We start from the raw sequence: 22533 nt of genomic DNA on the forward strand, positions 1-22533 counted from the left end.
ACCTTTCGAGTGAAGCATAAATGCTTAAATAGTTAATTATTGATTAATTGATTAATACAAAAATATAATAACACATAATTATATAAAATATAACTATAAACAAAATAAAAGAAAAACGTTACTTAATTTAATTAAATTTATTATAACACCGCAACTTTGAAAATCAATAAAATTTTATTAATTTTATTATTAAAATATCATTTTAAATAAAAAAATTAGCACCATAATAAGGGTGCTAATTTAATAATATTTTTATAATATTTTATTATCTTGATTTTTTGTTCATAGTAAAGCTAATGAAATAATAGCAGCAACAATACAACCATAAAAGTAATAAAATACATAATCTCAGTTTTCATTACCAATACCAGCAATTACTACTTTTGAAAAAAGAGCATCACCAAGAAAATAACCAGATAATCCTGTAAATCCTGAAGCAGTAGCAGCTGCTTTCTTATTTGTTAGTTCAATAGCAGTAGCACCAATCATTGCTTGTGGCATATAAACACCAAAACCAGCAATCATTAAAGCAGTAATAAGCATAGGCATATTACCACGAGGAGCAACTTGCAATAAAACCAGTCCACAAAGTGCAATTAATAATCCAAATATCATTAATGGTGCTTTACGATTATTAAAAAATCACTTAGCAAAATATGCTGCAGAAATACCACCAAATAAACCAGATAATTCAAAACAGGCAGCAAATCATTTACTATGTTTTAAATCTAAACCATGAACATCTTTCATTAAAATTAATGTTCATCCTGCCAGTCCTTGTCGTACAACATATACTCAAATATTAGCAAATGCTAATATTCATAAAAATTTATTTTTTAAAATATACTTTACAAAAATTTCTTTTCAATTAAGTTCTGCTTTTTCTTCTTTATGTTCTAGAACACCTTTTCATTTTTCAACAGTAGGTAACCCTTCTGCTTCGGGGCGATCACGTAATCCTCATAAACATAATGGAATCATAGCTAAAGCAAAAATACTAGGAATTCAAAAATATAAACCATAAATTGTTCCACCCGGATCAAGTACTGTTACTAAAGAAATAACAACAACTGGTAATAAAGCAGCACCAATATTTTGTCCTGAGTTTCAAATTCCAATACGTCCTGAACGTTCTTTATCAGTAAATCAATGAGAAAATAGTCTAGCTGTAGCTGGTCAACCCATACCTTGGAAAACAGCCAACATCGCAATCAAACTCAACATCATTACAAATGGGCCAACACTAATTTTAGTTCCAGCAAAAGCAACTACACCACCCATAATAATATTTAAAATAGAAGAAACAAATAATCCAACAATCATGATTACTCTTCCTGAACTACGGTCAGCGACATTTCCAATAATAAATTTAGCACCACCATAAACAACCGCAAAAATTGTTCCCATTAAAGCATACTCCATTTTAGTTATGCTACCATTGCTTTCTAAAGCAGAACCCGCTACTGTATACGCTTGACGAGTAAAGTAGTAAAGAATATATGATAAAATGCTAAAACCAAAAACTTGATTACGTAAAATAATAAATTTTTTATTAACTTGCTTTAAGTCTTCACTAAAAATTTCTTTTTTTGCAGGTGGCTTAAAAACACATGCAAGTCTATTAAAAACAGACATTTTTTACTCTCCTTCTAAAAGGATGCATAAATTATAGTAACCCAAATAACCTGCTCTTAAAAACTTAATATAAACATACTTTAACACATAGGTTTTTACAATTTTTGTTTTTGTGGAAAAATAAATAATATTAAAAATTAAAAAATAACTCTATACCAAACTATTTTTTTGAAATACCATAAATAAATATTAACTCTACACCTTTAAAATTCATTTACATTTATTTATTAAACAGTTTTATAAAATATACTAATAATTTATTTATCCCCTTCTCAAATTGTTTAGTCCTAACCTATATATTTCAGATTATAACAGATATATTCTAAAATTGAAAAGATATTTCTTTAATTTTAAACAAAATAATTTACAATTTTCTTATGAATTTATTCTAAAAAAATTATAAATATTTATATAGTAATAACTAAAATTAAAAAAATTATTTTATCGTTTAATGTTTTAAAAATTAAAACTAATGATAGAATTAAACCATAAAATAAATTAAAAGAAAAGGTAGTGAACACATGCATAATGAAAGCAAAATACAACATATTAATTCTATAAAAGAAGTTGAACAACTTTTACAATCAAAAAAAATAACAGTAATTGATTTTTCAGCAGAATGATGTGGTCCTTGTAAAATGTTAGGGCCGAGATTTGAAAATGTTGCTAATGACGAAAAACACAAAAATATTAATTTTATTAAAGTTGATGTTGACAAAGCTAAAGAACTAGCAAAAGAGTATGAAATTCAATCAATTCCAACATTAATTTATTTTAATAAAGAAGGAAAAGAAGTTAAAAAAACTTTTGGTTTAGTTTCTGAAAAAGATATGACTAATATTATCGAAGAAATGGGAAAATAAGGTATTTATAATGGCTATTAAATTAATTGTTCTTGATCTAGATGGAACTTTACTAAAAAGTAGATGAAAAATTCATCCTAAAAATCTAATTGCAATTCAAAAAGCATATCAAAAAAATATTAAAGTTATTATTGCAACAGGAAGAGCACCAAGTTCAACCATTGATATTGCAAAAGCATGTTTAATGCACGAAAAAACCGGTCATATTATTTGTTATAATGGTGGTAACATCCTTGATATTACTAATGATAATAGATTAGATATATTGTATGAAAAATCATTAACAAAAGAGCAAATACAAACAATAGTTAAATTTGCTAATAAAAATAATTTAGCAATGTGAGGATATAGTACCGATAATAAAACAGGCTTAATTAATCGCAGATCACTAAAAGTTAAAATTATGGAAAATTTTAATAACCTACCAACTAAACAAATTGATGAGAATACCGATGAGGGTATGTATAAAATTTTATTATTTTGTAAAAAGAAAAAACAAGTTAATCCAATTTTAGAACAATTAAATACTATAAAAGATTTAGAACTTGCTACTTCTTCTCATAGTGTTATCGAAATTAATCCAATTGGTGTTAATAAAGCTGCTGCTGTACAATTTTTATGCAAAAAATGAAATATTACTCCTGACCAAGTACTAGCTTGTGGTGATGGTATGAATGATTATAAATTAATAAAGTGGGCTAAATATGGTATTGCAATGCAAAATGCTCATCCTAATTTAAAAGAAATAGCATATGATGTTACTAGTAAAAATACTTGTGGTGGTGTTGCAAAAGCTATCGATAAATATGTATTTCCTAAATCAGAGTTTGAATAAATAATAGTTTAATTTTCTAATATAATTTATTATTAAATAAATATTTTTCAAATTTACATTCTTTTAATATAAACTAACTATTCATTGAATTATTAAAAGTAGTTTTATCTAATACTATAGAAAAAGTAAGACTATCATTATAAAAAAATGAATCTTCACCAATTCAAAATTTAATATAAATACCAGAAAAATCATGTCAAATAAAAACAGATGAATTAATATATGCATGTCACATAAAACCACTTACAGAAAAATTATTTTGAATTTTAGCAGAATTATCAATCGCTTCTGTTATATCTTTTGTGCTAATTTTAATATTATGTTTTTGAGTACTTTGACTTGAATCACCAGCAGAAATAAAAGAATTATTATCAAAGCTTATACTAGGAAATAAAGTAGTAAAGTCATCCCAAGATTTAGCATAGTTAGTTCAATTTGAAAATATATTTTTTTGCTCACTATTATAAACATTTGTAGAATCTGTTCCATTATAATTAGTAGTATAATTAAAATTTACATTTTGTGTAATATTATCATTATCAAAAATATAGTTTAATGAATAGTTTTTGTCGCTAATATTAAATGGTAGATTATAAATAAAATTATAAATATCTTTATTATCAATAATTAAATCAATAATTTTAGTAACTAATTCATTATTAATTTGTTCTTTTAAACTACTTTGACTAATAAAATAATTAGCTAATTATTGAGCAATCGTTCTATCAATTTTATTAGATAATGTTGCTTTAGCAATATAATATAGACCCAATGTTTCACTTAAATTATCACTATGTTCAACTTTATCAGCACCTGCTTGTTGTGAAATATCAATGTGTTTTTCAATTCCACCTTGCTGAATTAACTTTCAATCTTGATTATCACCACTAAAATAAGAAGTACTATATTTACTTTTATTATATGGATTATATGTATCTTTAATAGTAGTTACTTTTTTAGTATTATTCATTTCTTGTTTAGTATTTTCAATATCTGATTTATCTTTATCAGGAACAATGACTTTGGTATTATAAACTAGATTACCTGTTGTATCTACTAAAAAAGTATTTTGAGCATTGGCAAAAGTATAATTTTTTAATGCTGAAGTATCATAACTGTAAAACTTATAATCAGTTATTGATTGGTTAGTAATTCAATCACTAGTATCTAAAACATTTCATTGATTATTAAATAATGAATTTGTAGAATTCTTTATTGATGATTTATTTGTTAAGCTACTGTTATTAACAATATTATCATTAATACTATTAATAATAGTATTACTTGTTAAAATTAATGTTGTTAATGTACTTAATGTCATTAGTAATTGTTTCATTCATATACCTACCTTTTAAATAATACAATTTTAATAATTAGATATCTTTTTATATATACTCATTAAAATTATAACGATATTGAACTTATATAGTTATTTATAATATAACACAAATTTTTCTTATTTTTTTAATAAAATCTCATTTAAAAATGTCTAAAAATTAACCTAATATTTGGAATTAAGTTAATAATAAAAAAATATATTATAATTAAACTATACACAGATAGAACTTTTGTTCTTAATGATGTTTAGAGAGAGGTGAAAGTAATGGAATTTGATTTTGATGTTATTACTATTGGTGCTGGTGTTATTGGTGCTGCTATTAGTGATGAATTATCAAAAAGAAACTTAAAAGTAGTTATTTTAGAAAAAAATTTAAGAATTGCCCAAGAAACATCAGAAGGAAATTCTGGAGTCATTCATGGTGGATTTGATCCAACACCAGGAAAACTAAATGCTAAATTAAATCTAGAGGGCAGAAAATTATATGAAAATGATTGATTTAAAAATTTAGATTTTCCATGAAAAAAAATTGATTCTTTAATACTTGCTTTTAGCAAAGAAGAAAACTCAGAAATACAAACATTATATGCACGCGGTATTACTAATGGTCTTGCTAAAAAAGAATTATCAATATTAACAAGAGAAGAAGTAATTTCATTAGAACCTAATGTTAATCCAAAAGTTACTAGTGCACTACTTTGTTTTGCTTCATATGCTGTTGATCCAGTATTATTAACACAATCTTTAATTAATCGCATGATTAAAAATAAAGGACAACTAAAAGTTGATCATCAAGTAATTAATATTGAAACATTAAATTCAGGTTTTCGAGTTACTTGTTTAAATAAGCAAAAAAAAGTAACTTTTACTTCAAAATATATTATTAATGCTGCTGGTCATTATGCTGATGATATTGCAAAGTTAATAAATTGTCAAGATTTCACTTTAAAAACTAGAAGAGGACAGTATTGTATTCTTGAAAAAACCGAAAATCATATTATAAATAATCACATTCTATTTATGATACCTACTATTCATGGTAAAGGAGTAATAGTTGCCCCAATGCTTGATGGTCATATCTTGGTGGGTCCTACTTCTCATGAAAATGTACCGAAAAGTGATACTAGATTAATTACAATTGAAGATATTGAACTTATTAATAAAATTGGTCTAAAAATTATTCCAACTTTAAATATTAATAAAACTTGTAAAGTAATTAGTGGTTCACGAGCAATTTGTGTTGAAACTGATGATTTTTTCATAAAATTTGCTAGTAATAATCCTAACTTTATTAATGTTGCTGGTATTAAATCACCAGGTCTAAGTTCAGCACCAGCAATTGCTTTACTAGTAGCAAATATGATAAAAAATATTTAATTTAAGGAGGAAAATATTATGTCAGAAGTCTCACAAGTAATTATTGGTGAACTATTTGGCACATTTATCCTAATTTTACTAGGAAATTGTGTTGTTGCTAACGTTTTATTAAAAAAAACAAATGGAGAAAATAGCGGTTGGCTTGTTATTTGTACTGGATGAGGATTTGCTGTTGCTATTGCTGCAATGTTAAGTGGAATTTCAGGAGCACATTTAAATCCAGCTGTTACTATTGGATTATGAGTTGCTAATAAAAAAACAGCTTTTATTGGGGAAAACTTCCTTTATATTCCATTTTATATTTTATTTCAATTTTTAGGTGCAATGTTAGGACAATTAGTTGTTTACTTAGCATATTTTAAACAATATAACATTACTGAAGATAATAATAAAATTTTAGCAACTTTTGCAACAGCCCCAGCCGAACGTAGTTATATTTGAAATACTATAACAGAAATTATTGGAACATTTATGCTAGTTATGATTGTTTGTGCTACTATTGGTATTAAAAATTTAGTTATTAATTATAAAATATTTAATAGTGGTTCTGCGTTTATTACTGGACCTGCGACTGTTGGTATTGGTGTTATGGTTATTGGACTTGCTATTGGTGGACCAACAGGTTTTGCTATTAATCCAGCTCGAGATTTAGGACCAAGAATTATTCATGCTATTTTACCAATAGCAAATAAAGGAAGTTCTGATTGAAAATATGCTCCAGTGCCTGTTATTGGACCAATTTTAGGAGCAATTATTGCTGGTGGTTTAATTCAAGTAATTGAAATACTTTAATAAAAGTACAGAAAGGATAAATAATATGTCAGAAGAAAAAAAATATATTATGGCATTAGATGAAGGTACATCTAGTTGTCGTACTTTAATTATTGATAAAGAAGGAAAAATTACTGGTATCCATCAAATTGATATACCTCAGCACTACCCCCCTCAATCAGGTTGAGTTGAACATGATGCACTTGGAATTTGAAATAATCAATTAACAACAATGCAACAAGCTTTAAATAAAAGTAATATTAAATCTAATCAAATTGAAGCAATTGGTATTACTAATCAACGTGAAACAACAGTAGTATGAAATCGTGATACAGGTTTACCAATTTATAACGCTATTGTTTGACAAGATCGCAGAACAGCAGATTACTGTGAAGAGTTAACAAAAAAAGGATGAAAAGAAAAAATTCATAAAAAAACCGGCTTACTAATTGATTCTTATTTTTCTGCTACTAAAATAAAATGAATTTTAGATAATGTTAAAAATGCACGTGAATTAGCAAAAAAAGGAAAACTAGCTTTTGGTACTATTGATAGTTGATTAATTTATAAAATGACAAATGGTATTGAAAATAATGTTGAAAAAACTAAACATGTTATTGATATTACAAATGCTTCACGAACAATGTTATTCAACATTAATACTAAAAAATGAGATGAAGAATTACTAGAATTATTTGATATTCCTAAAAATATGCTACCAGAAGTAGTTCCCAGTTCAGGTAAAATTGGAACTACTTATAAAGGAATGTTATTCCAAAATGATGAGCAAGAAATTCCTATTACTGCTGCAATTGGTGATCAACAAGCTGCATTATTTGGTCAATTATGTTTAACACCTGGTGAAATCAAAAATACTTATGGTACTGGTTGTTTTATTTTAATGAACATTGGAAATACTCCTCTTTTTTCAAAACAAGGTTTACTAACCACTATTGCTTATCAAATATCAGGCGAAGAACCAGTTTTTGCTTTAGAAGGTTCAGTTTTTATTGCAGGAGCTGCTGTTCAATTTTTACGTGATCAATTACGAATGTTATATCGTTCCGATGAAAGTCTATGATATTCACAAATTGTTGATCCTAAAGAAGAACAACGTATTTATGTAGTACCTGCTTTTGTTGGTTTGGGTGCCCCTTATTGAGATTCAACAGCACGTGGTGCTATATTTGGTTTAGAACGTGGTACGAAACGTGAACATATTGTTAAAGGTACCATTGAATCATTAGTTTATCAGTCACAAGATGTTATTCTGGCAATGCAAGCAGATGTTAAATTAAATAAAGATTTAAAAGATTTAAAAATTAAGATTAAAGTTGATGGTGGAGCAAGTAATAATTCATATATTATGCAATTCCAAAGTGACATTAGTCGTACTAATTTAATTAAACCTAAAAATACTGAGACTACAGCAATGGGTACTGCTTACTTAGCAGGACTTGCAATTGGATTTTGAAATATTAATGATATTAAAAAAATAAATAAAATTGAAAAAGAATATAAACCAATGATGACAGAAAAAAAAGCAGAAACTTTTTATAAGGGTTGACAAGAAGCAGTTAAAAGAACACGTGGTTGAACTACTTCTATTAAATAAAAATAACTGAATTGACAGTATAAAATAATTAAGTAAATTTACTTAATTATTTTATTTTGTTTTTTTAGTTGTTAAGAATATAAATCTAATTCATCAATTAAAGTAAATACTACTCCAGAAAACTCTTGTGAAATATCTGAAGAAGAATCATTATTATCAAAGAATAAAACATCAAAATTAACTTGAATATAATATTGTCGTTTTTTGCCATTATCATAATCGTCATATTGATTATTAAATTGAATATTTCCAACTCCATATAAATATAAACTAGAATATCAATCTTTTACTGCTTTTTTAGAAATACGACATTTAATACCTGAATCATTTAAATATTTTTCAATAACAAAGAATAATTTATTAAAATAAGTATTATTTAATTCAGAAAGAATTTTAACATTTTTTATCTTATTAGTATCATCTGAACTAGGTATAGTAGTATATTGAGGTCAATAACCATTATCAGCATTTACTCATAATCCTCAAAATTGTGTATGATAATTAGTTCAATAACTAGCTGCAAATGTTTCAACTATAATTTTACTTGCAAAATGAGGTTCGCTTAATAATATAGGTAATGGTCTAACATTTTGAATCATTGATGCTACTGCTGCATATCGACCTTCAGCACGTCAAATTGCAAGATATTTATTATTTTTTCTATCATTTCAAAATTCTGTGGGTATTGCTTTTCTTAAAATACCAGTTGCTGCTCTTTTTTGTTCTTCGGCATCATATTTATAATTAATTTTAACTATAAAATTTAATTCTTCTTTTACTTTACTATTTTTTGTTGGTTTAATTTTTATTTTTAATTCTTTTCCTTGTACAATATCATTAGTACTTAAATTTTCAAATTCAATTTTGTAATCTTCATTAATAACAGCGCTAGGATAAAGATTTTTTATTTTATTAGCAATCATTTCTCTAATACTATTAGTACTATTAAATTCTTCAATTGTGGTTACCTTTGTAATAGTAAATTCACCAATAACTTCTTCTTTAGAACAAATATTATTGTTACTATTATTATTTATCTTTTCTTCTAAATCTATTTTTTCTTTTTTTATTTGTTCAAGTTTTGATTGAATTTTAATTATTTTTTCTTGAAGTTCTTTTTTTCAAGTTCTTTTTTATTATTTTCTAAAAGTTCTTTTTCTAAATCTTTTTGTTTTTGTTCTAAATCTTTAATTTCTTTATCAATTTTAGCTGCTTTATCATAATCAGCATCTTTTACAAATTGTTCTTTTTCTTTAATTAAATTATTTTTATTATTTTCTAATTCACTTAACTTATCTTTAATTTCTTGACTATTAGTATTATTATTATTTATTTTTGCTTCTAATTCTTTAATTTGTTTATTCTTTTCTTCAATATTTTTGTTTAATTTCTCAATTTCTTTCATAGATTTATCATTATTATAATTTAGAAGTTGATCCATTTTTTTATTAATTGTTTCACAACATTGACTATTATCATTTTTTTCATTAGATTGACAATTATCAAGTTTTTCATTTATTTCTTTTAATTGCTCTTGTAAAATTTGACAATTAATTAAATGAATCTTATTTTTTTTCTTTTATTAAAATTTCCAATTGTTTTTTAACACTATTGATTTGTTTTTCAATAGCTTCTTTTTCTTCTATATTAGCTTCTAAGTCCTCTAATGACTCTGGATCATTTTTAATATTTTGAATTTCTTTTTCCTTTTCATTTAATTTCTTTTCAAGTCTTTCTAATTTCTCTTTTAATAATTCAATTTTAGGATTAGGTTTTATTTCATTATTATCTTTTTCATTTAATTGTTTTCTTAATTTTTCAATTTCTTTATTAGCTTCTTCTAACTTATTTTTTAGTTCTTGTAATTTTTCATTATCACTACAGTTTTTAATTTCTTCTTTTAATTTAGATACTTCTTTATTAACTTCTTCTAACTTAGACTCTACTTCTTCTTTAGCCTTACTAGTTTCATCTAATTTAGATTGAACTTCCTCTTTTTCTTTACTTATATTTTCTTTTTCTTTATTAACTTCTTCTAACTTAGACTCTACTTCTTCTTTAGCCTTACTAGTTTCATCTAATTTAGATTGAACTTCCTCTTTTTCTTTACTTATATTTTCTTTTTCTTTATTCGCTTCTTCTAATTTAATTTCTAATTCTTTTATTTTTTCATTATCATTAGCATTATCAATTTCTTTATTAGCTTCTTCTAACTTAGACTCTACTTCTTCTTTAGCCTTACTAGTTTCATCTAATTTAGATTGAACTTCCTCTTTTTCTTGAGTAATTTTTTCTAGTTGCTTTTGTAAATCTTCTATAGAAATATTTTCTTCATCACTAGTATACATTGATTTTTTCTCCTTCTATATATGTTAAAAATAACATTTTTTATAATCTGATTTTTAATTAAATTTAAAAATAAAAATATCAGAATAGTTCTAATTTATATTAGTAGTTTCCTTGTACCAATATTAAGATTCATCAAAAATATAATTTTTTTAATTTTATTTAATATAAACAATTGTAAATTTAAAAAAGTATAAAATAATATTGAATTATATGGTATTTTGATTAAATCCCAATTTAAATTTATAATTGAAAAAATAAATATACAATAAAAAAAGTACTTTAATTTACTAAAATACTTTTTTTGATTTATTAAATTTCAAAATCACATAATTATATAATATAGAAATATTATTATACATTTACTATATACTGTTTTATATAGTAAATGAGCGTGGCTTTGAAAGAAATGATTGTTCAAACTCTGTTTTAAGAATTGAACTACTAATTCCACCATCCAAAGAATTTGTACCCTCACAATAGTTATTGAATGTTCCATAGTTATTTCTTGGCTTAGTAGTAGATCCAAAATTACTATCTACTTTCTACTCTTCAACAGCATCAAAAAATTCTTCATCACTTTCAAAAGATAGTTTTGATTTTTCAAAATTTCATTCTTCTTCATTACATAATTGTCCAATAACACTAGAAAATTCTTCAATACTTTCTAATTCACTAAAAACATCTATTAAACAAGAATCATTAATAGAGGATTGACATGATGTTACTGATTGTTCAATATTACCATTATTTTGTTGATAACCAGTTCATCTTTTAATAGTATCTATAACAGTACTCAGTTTTGGAAGAAATGGTATTCCTTCTTTATTAACCATACAATTAAGTAAAGATGAAACTAGAGAAAGAGTTATACCACCAATAACTTTTGGAGCATCTGTTGACAGTTTTTTTCAAGTAAATTCTTGATTAGATATATAATTCTCAGTACCTCATGTTATAGCCATTGATATTGGTGGTATAAAAAATAATGGTAAAATATTTTTATAAAAAAAATTACTATTTTCATCACTATTTTGTTCACTATTAAGAAGTTGATTTTCTATATCATTAATATTGTTATTAAATAAACTTTTAACTTTTTCTCAACCTAATTTTATTACTTTTTCTATCCTAGAAATGATTGCACCATGAAAAGTCATATTTAACACATAACTAATAAATTCAATAGTTGTCTGTTCAAGAATTTCCATTGAAATTCAACTATTTAAAATATTATTAGAAGCTCTATCCAAAATTACACCAGAATAACTTAAAAATAATAAGAAAGGAATAACTTTTATTATTTCTTTTCCTACATTAATATTATTTTCATTGTTTTTTCATTTATCTATAACTCAATTTTCAATATTTTCGATTGAATCAAAAATAAAAGGTTCAATAGCTGTATCACAACCAATAAGTATACCACTAAATATCAAACTATCCTTAATAGTTTGTCAATTTCATGGTGTTTTAGCAACAGTAGTACTAATTATCATTTGAGCAGTGATATTACCAGAAAGAGCAACAATAAAAGTAATATTTTTACCTAAAAGTTTAGTTATTTTTGATAAATATTTGTTTTCTTTAATAGCAGTTTCTTCAAAAATAGATATTGTACTACTATTAGATATGCTAGAAAAATCACCACTTGAACCCAATAAACTTATTGCACTATCATCAGACATTCTACGAATATTAGGATTTTGATTACCTATAAATAAAGGAGACATTTTAAACACTTCTTTCATATATAATAATATTTTTTTTAAGTTGCTACTTTTTTAAAATAAAAAGTAGCTTCCAGTAATATAATTATTATGTGAAACTACTTCTTTTAGTCGCATATATTATTTAACCTAAAAAGGTATGAAAAAATAATAGTATGTGTTTTATAACTTGTCTATATTTTTTTAATTTTTTTAAAACAAAAATAGTTATAAAAGTAATTTTTATTATTAATTTTTATCTTTTCAAAAAGGAACTAAAAATTTATTAATTAACTATTAGTAGTAAAAATAAAAGTTAAACCTTCATATTTATTACCAAAAGCAATATCCTTTGAATTTTTATCCTCTAATCCAATTTTTATATAATCATAATATTTATCACCAAATTTTTTATTACCAGTAATAGCAATAACATTATTATATCCACCAGCATTTAACAAATATGGTTTAAAATTATCAAAAGTTAACCAAGTAACGGGTTTTTTTGGAATAAAATTTAACAATGGAACTAAAATATTATCAAGTAAAGGGTTTTTCACTTCTTCAGAAGGAATTCACTCTTGAAATGATTTTCAAAAATTTTCAGCTGCATCTGAATTATTTCTTAAATATTGTTCTTTTTGATTTTTTTCTTCTCTTTCAAAAGTAGCACCAGCAGTAACTAAATCATTATAAAATCCACCACTATCCTTTTTATTAATTGATAAATATTGTGTTCCATTAACTAATGGTTCTAATTTTTCATTTATATAATCTTGTAATGGACTAAAATTAGCATTAAAACTACAATCTTTTACTGCAGAATTATTATAAATAGTTAAATGAATTTTAATGTTAGTACTATTAATTTTTTTATTTCATCTTGACCATTAGTAATTTCATAAGTAATTTTACTAAAATCTTCTGGAGCAGTATTAAACAAGTTCCAAATATTGTCTTCAATTAATTTTTTAAAATCAGAAACATGAGTTTTATTTTCGGGTTTTAAAAAATTAGTAAAATTGGGATAAGTATTATTAGCAATTAAATTTGCAGCATCTTCTAATAATTGCTGATAATCAACTGATGAATTGTGAAAAACATCACATGCGCTAATATTAATACTAGTAATACTAGTAAATGCAAAAACACTTATAATTTTTAATATTTTTTTCATAATAAACTTCCTTAGATAATCACTACTTTTTTAGTATTATCTTCAAATTTTTCTTTTTTGTATTAATAATTCTATTTTTAATTTGTGAAATTTCAACGCGATCTGTTATTTCATAAAATAAATGATAATAAATATATTTCAACTCACTAACTTTAATATTTTGTTTTTCAACAAATATTAGAAATTGATAAATTTCATGTAAAAGTTCAAATATTTTATTTTTTTCTTCATTAGTTAATACTTTTTGTTTTAATTCATTTCGAATAATTATTGGTGCTTCTTTAACAAATAGAAAATCACTAATGATATTTTTATAATCTCAATTATAAAATATTTTAAAATCATCAACTTTGGTTTTAACATCTTTAATATTTTTTAAAATAGTTTTAACATCGTTTTTAACTAAACTTTGAATAAAGACTGCTAATATTAATGCTAAAGAACTAGCGGGAATAAAGTACTTTAAAACTTGATCAATGTTAATAGCACCCTTAGTAAAATTCAAAATTGAATTTTTTACAATTAAATATAAAACTTCAAAACCTAAAATAATAAATAATGATCGTTTTTCTATATCTTTTCATCAAGGATTACCAAGAATCTGATTTTTTTCTTCTAATATTTTTTCTAAAATAATATAAATAATAAAATAACAAAATCAATAAGTTAAAACAAATAATGTGGTAAAAACATTAGTAAAACAAAAAATATAAGTAATGTTTCTAGCAACATTTAATACTAATAAAGCTTTAAAAATAAAGAAATTATTTTCAAAATTTGAAATTACCTTATATTTATTTTCAATATATTTTTTCATTCAACATCTGATTTGAATAAATATTAAAGTATTACTTGCAATACAACTACTAAAAATAGCAATATATAAATAAGTTTTTAAAGTAATAATAGTTTCATCAGTAATACTAGCATTATTAAAAAAATCAAATGTTAAAATTTTATTAAAAATACTACTTTTAACTTCTCATAAAATTGCACAAATAATCAAACAAATTGTTAACAATATTCATAAGATCGTCTGCATCAAATATTTATTGTTAAATCATTTTCAACTTGATTTTAATAATTGATAGTTATTCATAATTTTATCTACCTTATTTTTAAATTATTATAAAGTAATTTATATAAATTATTATTATAATTGTAAGCTATTAACTCACATTTGTGCTTGCGTTAAATTTAAAATATCTTTACTAATCATTGCTAATAATTTATTAATAAACTTTTCAAGATTAGTAGTAGTGGGTAAAACCATCAATTTTCCTTTTCCATCATTATAAGGATTTTTTCCTAATTCATATTTTCAACTTAATGTTAATTGTTCATTTTCTATGTGAATAACTGGTAAATCCTTATTTCCTAAACTATAAGCAAATTCATTAAGTAAATTCATTACTTTTGGTTCTAAAATTAATCTTAATTTAATTTGATTATCACATTTTACTTCAAATAAATCTTCAAATAAATGTGATTCTAATTGAACTTTCTTTTTACTACGAAATTTTTTTGAAAATATATTACGTGGTGTTAATGTCATTGTAAAATTATTATTCCTAATAATAGTTGTGTAATAAACAAAACGTGTATAATAACAAGTAATTTTTTCTGTTTCAATAACTTGAGCAGCACTATTATATCCAGAACTTGTTTCATACATAACTTTTTGGTTAATGATACTTCCATAGTTAAAATTTTGACCATTAATACTTCCTATCATTACTTGTTCGCAATAATTATAATAATTAGGTTGTTCATCTAAAGGTAAATTTCCTTGTGGTTCAATTGTTCAATAATCACTAATAGTTGTTAAATTCATTTGTGAATTATTATCTTTAATAACTCATTGATAATAGTTAATAATTGGTAATTCTTCTATTAATTTTTCATGAATTTTAGTTTTTAATACAAAACTCTGTACTAATAAAAAAAATCCAACAATGAATCCAATAATACTAATAATGGTAAATGGTTTTTTAATAAATGATGATTTGTTAATACCAATACTAGCACCAATAGCAATTAGAGCAATTAGAGCAATAATGGTAGTAATAATTCATAAACTAATTCATAAACGATTATTTATTAATTTAATTCATCAATGATTACTACTATTATTATAGTCAGTATGAATATTATTAACAATCTCATTTACAACCTTTGGCGATAAATTATGTTTCATAATTATTCCATTCTTTTTTAATTCTTAATATAGTTTATAACTAATTTTGTTTTATAAAAAATAGAAAAAGACTAACTATAGATGTAATAATCTATTTAGAAGTCTAAAAACCTATTATTATAAAACTAATTACATTATAACATATATATTATTAGTTTTTTTCTAAAAAATCATTAATTTCAGTAATATTAACAGGTGCATTTTGTGGAGGTTTACCTGCATTACCACCATGCATATATTTTGCAGGAACTGCTACCATAAAAACTTTAGGATCGATTCGAACTATTTTTGTTTTAAAAAAATTATATTCTAATAATGACATTGTTGTCATCATCATTTTATATTCATTACCTGAATACAAACCTTTCACATTTCAAACATTACCACCACGTAAATAATTATTTCGATAAATATCATTACGGATTTGCTCTAATTCATTAGAAATAATAAAGACACTCATCAACATATATTTTGGATAAACTCTATTCATAACAAAAGCTGCTACATAAATATAAACAAGCGTTGACATAAAATAAGGTCTAACTAAAAAATTATCAACAAGACTAGTTTTCTGTAAAAAAGTTCCATCAAGAATTAAAACAATAACAACAATAATAATATTAGTATTTCTAATAATAGTAGCAATTGAATATTTACGTTTCATAGAAATATAAGTACTAATAAAATCCATACCACCACTAGATCCACCAGTTTTAAATAAAATACCAATACCAGCACCATAAATTAATCCACCTAAAGCAGCAAAAATAAAAGTACGTGGTAAAACTAAGTGCCAATAATCTGTAGTACCTTTTAATGGCTCATTACCTAAAACTTGAAAATTTTTAAGAACATCAATTGATGTTAACAAAAAGTTAATTCCGTTTTGAAATAACAAATAAATAATAGTATAAAGAGTAAAACGAAATCCAACCTTGAATAATCCTCAAATAATGATAGGACCATTAATAAGAAAATATACTGGATAAAATCAAAATGCTTGGCTTGTTTCTTGTTCAGTAATACTGCCATTATAAGATAAGGCAATAAATTTAGCTATTAATTGTGCAAAAGCTGATAAACCATTAGTATATAAACCAGCACGATTAATAAAATAAAAAAAGGAAACAGTTGTTAAAAAAGCACCAATAAAAATTAATAATAAATTTTTGGAAGTTATTTTTCAATTAAAGTTTTTTCATGAAGAATGGATCTCTTGCTTAACACCAATATTTTTAAAAGTAAAGGCATCAACAATTAACGGTGGCTCTTTATCTTTATTTTTTGCTTCTGAATTATTGGACATATTAAACTCCTTTTTAACTATTAAATTGAAGTATTGTTGGAACATAATTACTATCATCATAAGGCGAAGGTAAAGACATGTCAATTAATGAATCTTGAAAACTAATCACAAAATTAACTTTAAGTTCTAATTTATTAGGACCAGAACTTGTAACTTTTTGACCATCAATTCCTTTGATATTAATATTAACAGAATTAACATGAGGATTATTATTTAATGCTAAACTTATTCCTTCTTGAACTAAAGTTTTAGTTTTTTGAGAAAAATCAGCATATGTTTTATCAATATCAGGTTTAGTTTTTTCATCAACACTAATTGGTACTATTTGTTCTGATAATTTAGTAACATCACTAACACAACTATAAACTATGTAATCGCTTTGTGTATAAGAACATTTTATATTAAAAGTTTTTTTTATGTATTGTTCAACTTTAAAACTTTTATCATTATTTACTACTCCAACTTGATAAGTAATATTAATACTAATTCTACCAGTTGAAGCATCAACATCTCAAGTTCTTGCTTTTGTTGATTCATCTATTTTGCCATTATCAATCGTAAAATAATAACATTTAGTACCCACTTCTAATTGACTATCAAATCAAGTTGGTTCTTTAATATTTGCTTTATCTAAAATTAATTTGGCAAGTGATTGTGCAAGACTGTTTTCTAATGCTTCATTTTTAATAACTTGTTCTTTTTCGAGTCTTTGACCATCAACAGGAACATCCACTGGTTTTTTAATACCAACTTTTGATAAAGTTGCTTCTCAACCATTATAATTACCATTACCATTAGTAATTGCTTTTAAAATACTATCTTGTTGTTGATCAGAACAAGCTAAAACTGGCGTTACTATTCCACTACCAAAAGCAATAGTACCCATTAATGTTAAAATTTTTTTCATAATTATAATCATTCCTTAATTTATAAAATATCATATATAAATTGTAACTTATTTTTATTATTTTGCTATACACTATCTTCAAAATCTTTATAATTAATATTAGTTTATATTAAAGGAATTGATAATATGTTTAAAATTTTATATACACTAGTTACTATTTCACTAGTCACTTTTACTAATTTAAGCCAAGTGAAAATAAATAATTATCATCATAAAGAAATAAAATCAGAAAATACTATCCTAAACGAACAAAGTTTAACCTTAACTTTTGAAAGTGGAAATTTTTATAATTGAAATAAAAATGATTCAACTAATTCTATTGCTGGTATTTTTACAAATTCACAAGCACAATCTTATTTATTAAATAAGGATGGCACATATAATAATTTAGACTTACAAATTAGTAATTTTATTAGATTTGATGATAACTTAGGAATTGCTACTTTAAATAATTTTCATAAAAGTGATGATAGTAATTTTATTAATAATTCATTTTTAATGACTAAAAATGGTATTAGTGATGATGCTACTGCCATTGAAACTCCAAATCATACTTTTACTAACTTTGGTAATAATATCGTTAGTACCGATATTGGTGCTGACTTAATTAATACAGACGGAAAAGTAACTAAGTTAGTTACTCTCTATCATTATGGAAAAGGTAAAACTAGTTTTACTACTATAAATGCTACTTTTGGCGTTTTTGTTGGTGGTGATCAAAATTCTTATATTCTAAAAGTTGATGGTAATATCAAACCAATTAATATTAATGTTCCTAATCCAATACTATTAAATTCTTTTGTTGCCATTAATGATAATGGTGGCATTATTCGTGATGTTAATGGGCAATTATTTTATTTAACAATAGATGATAATGGTAATGCTACAACAAAACCATTAATTATTAATAAGGAACCACTGTTTAGTACTACTATTGTTTTTTTTAGCAAGACTGGTAACAATCAAGGAATTTTAAATATAAATCTCAAAAATAGCTCCAAATTTTTTGGACAACCTTATCATTTAAGCATTACTGATAGTAATGCTATTAAACTTACAAAAATTAATGAACATTATATGAATAATTTCATTTTACTTCATGATGGTTTAGGTGTTTTTATTGATGAACAAGAAATTGGCTATTTTGTAAATGAATTAGGTACTTTTACTAAAATTGGTTATTGTGCCAATTTCCAAAGAATAAATGATAATCTTGGTTTTATTAATAATAATACAAGTAAATTATTACTAAGTGATAGTAAAAATAACAATTGAAGTCGAATTAATACTATTAAATTTACTAAAACTAAAGATGAACAATTGACTAATTTTATTAATTCATATATTGATAAAGATAAACTCACTGCAGTTAATCGTACTAATAATTGAATTAGTAATAATAGTTTAATTTTAAATGTAACTAATGATGAGCTAAAAGATATTACTATTAATGATAATCAACCATTATTACCAAATATTAATAATAGTATTACGACTATTATTAATAGTAATTCTGAAATTAATATTAAATTTGAAGATGAAATAATAACTTATCATGTATTAATATATAATCAAAATATTTTGCCAACACTAGATAATAGTACTAATACTAATACTAAATATGTTGGAATAGTAAATAATAATTTATATGATATTAATAGCACTAATACTAATGACGGTTTTACAATTAATTTTAACTATGATAATACTATCCAATTTGTAAATATTATTACTATTGATAGTACTACTATGAATAAAATGAATTTATGAACATTAAAACCAAAAACTACTTTTAAATTAAATGCCAAAAGCAATAATAATGTATATTTACTACAAACTGTTAATTGAAATAATATTAGCAACTGACAATATTTTACTATTTATCATGGTAATAATTTACCTATTGTTGAATTTTGAACTGCTGATACTGGTATAAAATTATGAAATGCTGCTTTAAAACTTAATTATACTTCTAAGGAGCTAGAAAATATGAATGCAAAAGAAATTAATAATCTAAGAAATTTATCAGTTAATTGAACAATTAATGAAGCGCGTGGTAATACTTTAGGTTATATTATTTCTGGTTTTCTTGGTATTGGTTTCATTTTAACTATTATTGCTATTATTTATGATTGATACTTAAAACAACAATTTAAAAAAAAGCAATCTAACACAAAGACAAATTTGAATTAATACAAAATAACTGTTCTTTTATTTTTTTGGAATTAGGTTTATCATTTTTTAAGCTATTTACTGCTTCAACATTAACTGATAAACTTAGTTCATTAGATTTCCGTCTTTCACTTTGTTCTTCTCTTATTTTTCTAACTCAAGGATTAAATGAATTAGCAAAACCTAAAAAATCAGTTTGTTTTACAAAACAATTATTTGGAACATAATATCCTTTTGTTTTTATATAAAACAAAAAAGGTTCTAGAAATTTTTCTCATAAAAAAATTCCATCATTAAAAGGTTCATAAACAGCAAAATAAGAAATAGTCTGTTTATCTACTTTTATTCCATTAGGAAATGTAAAATCAGTTAATAATTGTTGATTAGGTAAAAAAAATGTATAAAAATTTTCATTAAAATCTCTAACGTTAATATTAACAAGTTCAAAAGAATGCTGGATTGGACATAATTGATCATTTATTGCCTCTTCATAACCCAAATTTTTACTTAATTTATCAAGAAATACTTTGTTTTCTAAAGTATTTGATATTTCTAAAGAGTATCTAAAATCAAAAAAATTTTCATAATTATGACCTTTTTTAAAAATTTTACTCAAATCTCTTTCTCTATAACTATTTGATCAACTATCTATTTTCAATGCTGCAAATGAATTAGTAGGTATTGGTGGTTGATGATATTTTATTGATTCATCTATTGTTCAACAAACTGCAAAAAGATCATAATCAGGAATTATTGGTTTTTTTTCTTTAGAAATTTCTTGACAAAAAATAGAAATTGGAAAATAAATTAAATTATTTTTTTCAATTTCTATTATTTCTTTTAAATCTCTATTATTTAAATTTTTAATATTATTTTCTTCATCAAGCGCAAAAATATAATAAACATTATATGTATTATTATTTTTTTCTTTTTCTAAATAAAGTACTATCTCGTTTTTTTTATTTTTTGGTTGACAACATTTAACAAAAATTTGATCCAAAAAAAATTCAGCATCAATAATTCCAAATTTTTCCATATTAACTAATAAAAAGAAAAAATGTTCATTAGTAATTTTTAAAATAGTTTCATTATTTTTTAATTTTAAAGAAACTGGATTTATTTTATTATCTTTATTATTTTTATTTAATTTTATTGAAAATTTCTTACAAAGAAGATTTATTTTTTCAGTTTGTGTTTCATTATCTTTTAATCCTATCTTGCTTAAAAATGTTAACTCATCTAAAGAAATTATAAAGCCAGATTGTACACCTCAATCAGAACTTTTATTTTTAATACTAAAATGTTTTGCTGGATATTTTTGAGGTATTAATACTTTTGTTATTGGATTAACATTTCTTACAATAAGAACTACATTTTCTTCTTGAGCAGTTTTAATAAAACCTGCAAAATGTTCTTCAAAAATTCCATTATTTTTGCATTGTTTAACTTCATCATTAACATAAATTTCCATAGTTTTTTATTTCTCCTTCTTTCTTTTTATCTGTTAATTACATTTCAAAAAAAAGAAAAATTCTTTTCTTTTTTATTACTTTTTTTGTAATTAAAACATTAATTTATCAATATTTTTGGAATTATTTTTCTAATTTTATAAAAAATATCCTAAATAAGTGTACACATTTTTAAAAACAAAAAGGAAAAAAGACTATTTTTAAAAATAGTCTTTTTTATTAATTTTTCTAGTTTATTTTATATAAACATATAAAGTAAAAGTGAAGTAACTATTGAAAGCGTTGATAAAATTAAAAATAAAATACCTAAAACTAACATTTTATGTTTTTTACAAGTTATAATAGAATTAATTTGAATTCGTTTCAATAAGTCAGTTTCTTGATCTTGTAAAATTATTTCTTTAATACTATCAGGTTTCATTTTTTGTAAATCTTTATAATAAAGAGTATAATCATTTTTTCTTATTTTATTAAGTTTTTTAGGTGTACTTCTTGGAAAAATTGTTAAAATAAAAAATAAAAATGCTAAACATAAAAACACTACATATAAAAGTACAAAAGTAAATAAAAAACATGTTTTAATTGTTATATTACAATTTTCAATATTTTTAAATATTGGTATTCAACCAAAAGACAGTCCTAACAGAGCACCGGCAATAGCTGATAATATGCTAGCCTTTCCATCAAATCTTTCTATTTGTTTTTTAATTTCATTTAGTAAATTAACTTCATTGTCATTCATTAGTTAAAATTCCTTTTTATTAGTTATTGATTTAAATAAAAAATAAATTAAATTAATAATTAAATTTATTTTT

The 22533-nt window shown here is 23.4% G+C and carries 21 protein-coding genes; 6 read left to right on the plus strand and 15 right to left on the minus strand.

From position 1 onward, the window contains the following. Positions 1-252: 252 nt before the first annotated feature. Positions 253-1635 carry an MFS transporter gene (locus tag AACK81_RS04280; RefSeq protein WP_338962976.1) on the minus strand — a complete coding sequence of 461 codons (1383 nt, stop codon included), beginning with the start codon at positions 1633-1635 and terminating at the stop codon, positions 253-255. 521 nt (positions 1636-2156) lie between these two features. On the opposite strand from AACK81_RS04280, the gene trxA reads away from it, so the two are divergent. Both trxA and AACK81_RS04290 read left to right on the plus strand, forming a co-directional pair. Continuing rightward, positions 2157-2498, plus strand: a complete 342-nt coding sequence (gene trxA, locus AACK81_RS04285) for a thioredoxin (protein WP_338962978.1) — start codon at positions 2157-2159, stop codon at positions 2496-2498. A 10-nt stretch (positions 2499-2508) separates the two neighbouring features. Next, positions 2509-3333, plus strand: coding sequence for an HAD family hydrolase (locus AACK81_RS04290; RefSeq protein ID WP_338962981.1), 825 nt, complete (start codon positions 2509-2511; stop codon positions 3331-3333). Positions 3334-3406: 73 nt separating this feature from the next. Here the strand turns inward: AACK81_RS04290 and AACK81_RS04295 are convergent, their stop codons facing one another. Next, entirely contained in the window at positions 3407-3568 is a 162-nt protein-coding gene (locus AACK81_RS04295) for a hypothetical protein (RefSeq protein ID WP_338962984.1), read from the minus strand. Positions 3569-4039: 471 nt separating this feature from the next. Continuing rightward, the gene (locus AACK81_RS04300) at positions 4040-4669 is read right to left on the minus strand and encodes a hypothetical protein (RefSeq protein ID WP_338962986.1); all 630 of its coding nucleotides are present in this window, start codon (positions 4667-4669) and stop codon (positions 4040-4042) included. A gap of 267 nt (positions 4670-4936) precedes the next feature. Here AACK81_RS04300 and glpO point away from each other — a divergent pair, with 267 nt between their 5' ends. From glpO to glpK, 3 genes are read left to right on the plus strand one after another with little or no spacing between them, the layout of a single operon-like run. Continuing rightward, a complete protein-coding gene (gene glpO / locus AACK81_RS04305; RefSeq protein WP_338962989.1) occupies positions 4937-6049 on the plus strand; it encodes a type 2 glycerol-3-phosphate oxidase in 1113 nt (370 codons plus the stop codon). 18 nt (positions 6050-6067) lie between these two features. Further along, complete coding sequence (locus tag AACK81_RS04310) at positions 6068-6841, plus strand: MIP/aquaporin family protein (protein WP_338962992.1); 774 nt, start codon at positions 6068-6070, stop codon at positions 6839-6841. Between the two features lie 25 nt (positions 6842-6866). Beyond that, on the plus strand, positions 6867-8435 hold the full coding sequence (gene glpK, locus AACK81_RS04315; protein WP_338962994.1) for a glycerol kinase GlpK: 1569 nt from the start codon (positions 6867-6869) through the stop codon (positions 8433-8435). Between the two features lie 71 nt (positions 8436-8506). Here the strand turns inward: glpK and AACK81_RS04320 are convergent, their stop codons facing one another. The 10 genes from AACK81_RS04320 to AACK81_RS04365 all read right to left on the minus strand — a co-directional run bounded on the left by AACK81_RS04320 (position 8507) and on the right by AACK81_RS04365 (position 18077). Next, positions 8507-9358, minus strand: coding sequence for a hypothetical protein (locus AACK81_RS04320; protein ID WP_338962996.1), 852 nt, complete (start codon positions 9356-9358; stop codon positions 8507-8509). 173 nt (positions 9359-9531) lie between these two features. After that, complete coding sequence (locus AACK81_RS04325) at positions 9532-9876, minus strand: hypothetical protein (RefSeq protein ID WP_338962999.1); 345 nt, start codon at positions 9874-9876, stop codon at positions 9532-9534. Positions 9877-10000: 124 nt separating this feature from the next. After that, on the minus strand, positions 10001-10783 hold the full coding sequence (locus tag AACK81_RS04330) for a hypothetical protein (protein WP_338960051.1): 783 nt from the start codon (positions 10781-10783) through the stop codon (positions 10001-10003). A gap of 543 nt (positions 10784-11326) precedes the next feature. Beyond that, the gene (locus AACK81_RS04335) at positions 11327-12532 is read right to left on the minus strand and encodes a hypothetical protein (protein ID WP_338960054.1); all 1206 of its coding nucleotides are present in this window, start codon (positions 12530-12532) and stop codon (positions 11327-11329) included. Between the two features lie 248 nt (positions 12533-12780). Further along, a complete protein-coding gene (locus tag AACK81_RS04340; RefSeq protein ID WP_338960057.1) occupies positions 12781-13050 on the minus strand; it encodes a hypothetical protein in 270 nt (89 codons plus the stop codon). Between the two features lie 278 nt (positions 13051-13328). Beyond that, positions 13329-13667 carry a hypothetical protein gene (locus tag AACK81_RS04345; protein ID WP_338960059.1) on the minus strand — a complete coding sequence of 113 codons (339 nt, stop codon included), beginning with the start codon at positions 13665-13667 and terminating at the stop codon, positions 13329-13331. A gap of 22 nt (positions 13668-13689) precedes the next feature. Next, entirely contained in the window at positions 13690-14766 is a 1077-nt protein-coding gene (locus tag AACK81_RS04350; protein ID WP_338960061.1) for a hypothetical protein, read from the minus strand. Between the two features lie 54 nt (positions 14767-14820). Beyond that, entirely contained in the window at positions 14821-15864 is a 1044-nt protein-coding gene (locus tag AACK81_RS04355) for a DUF3137 domain-containing protein (RefSeq protein WP_338960062.1), read from the minus strand. A 151-nt stretch (positions 15865-16015) separates the two neighbouring features. Then, positions 16016-17170, minus strand: coding sequence for a YitT family protein (locus AACK81_RS04360; RefSeq protein WP_338960065.1), 1155 nt, complete (start codon positions 17168-17170; stop codon positions 16016-16018). Between the two features lie 13 nt (positions 17171-17183). Then, positions 17184-18077, minus strand: a complete 894-nt coding sequence (locus tag AACK81_RS04365) for a hypothetical protein (protein WP_338960067.1) — start codon at positions 18075-18077, stop codon at positions 17184-17186. Positions 18078-18203: 126 nt separating this feature from the next. On the opposite strand from AACK81_RS04365, the gene AACK81_RS04370 reads away from it, so the two are divergent. Next, on the plus strand, positions 18204-20270 hold the full coding sequence (locus AACK81_RS04370; protein ID WP_338960070.1) for a hypothetical protein: 2067 nt from the start codon (positions 18204-18206) through the stop codon (positions 20268-20270). Here the strand turns inward: AACK81_RS04370 and AACK81_RS04375 are convergent. Both AACK81_RS04375 and AACK81_RS04380 read right to left on the minus strand, forming a co-directional pair. Beyond that, complete coding sequence (locus AACK81_RS04375; protein ID WP_338960071.1) at positions 20245-21720, minus strand: anthrax toxin-like adenylyl cyclase domain-containing protein; 1476 nt, start codon at positions 21718-21720, stop codon at positions 20245-20247. The genes AACK81_RS04370 and AACK81_RS04375 overlap by 26 nt on opposite strands. A 236-nt stretch (positions 21721-21956) precedes the next feature. Further along, on the minus strand, positions 21957-22460 hold the full coding sequence (locus AACK81_RS04380) for a Pycsar system effector family protein (protein WP_338960074.1): 504 nt from the start codon (positions 22458-22460) through the stop codon (positions 21957-21959). Positions 22461-22533 lie beyond the last annotated feature (73 nt).

The sequence above is a fragment of the Spiroplasma endosymbiont of Lasioglossum villosulum genome, from assembly GCF_964020195.1.
Lineage (GTDB): Bacteria > Bacillota_I > Bacilli_A > Mycoplasmatales > VBWQ01 > Spiroplasma_E > Spiroplasma_E ixodetis_A.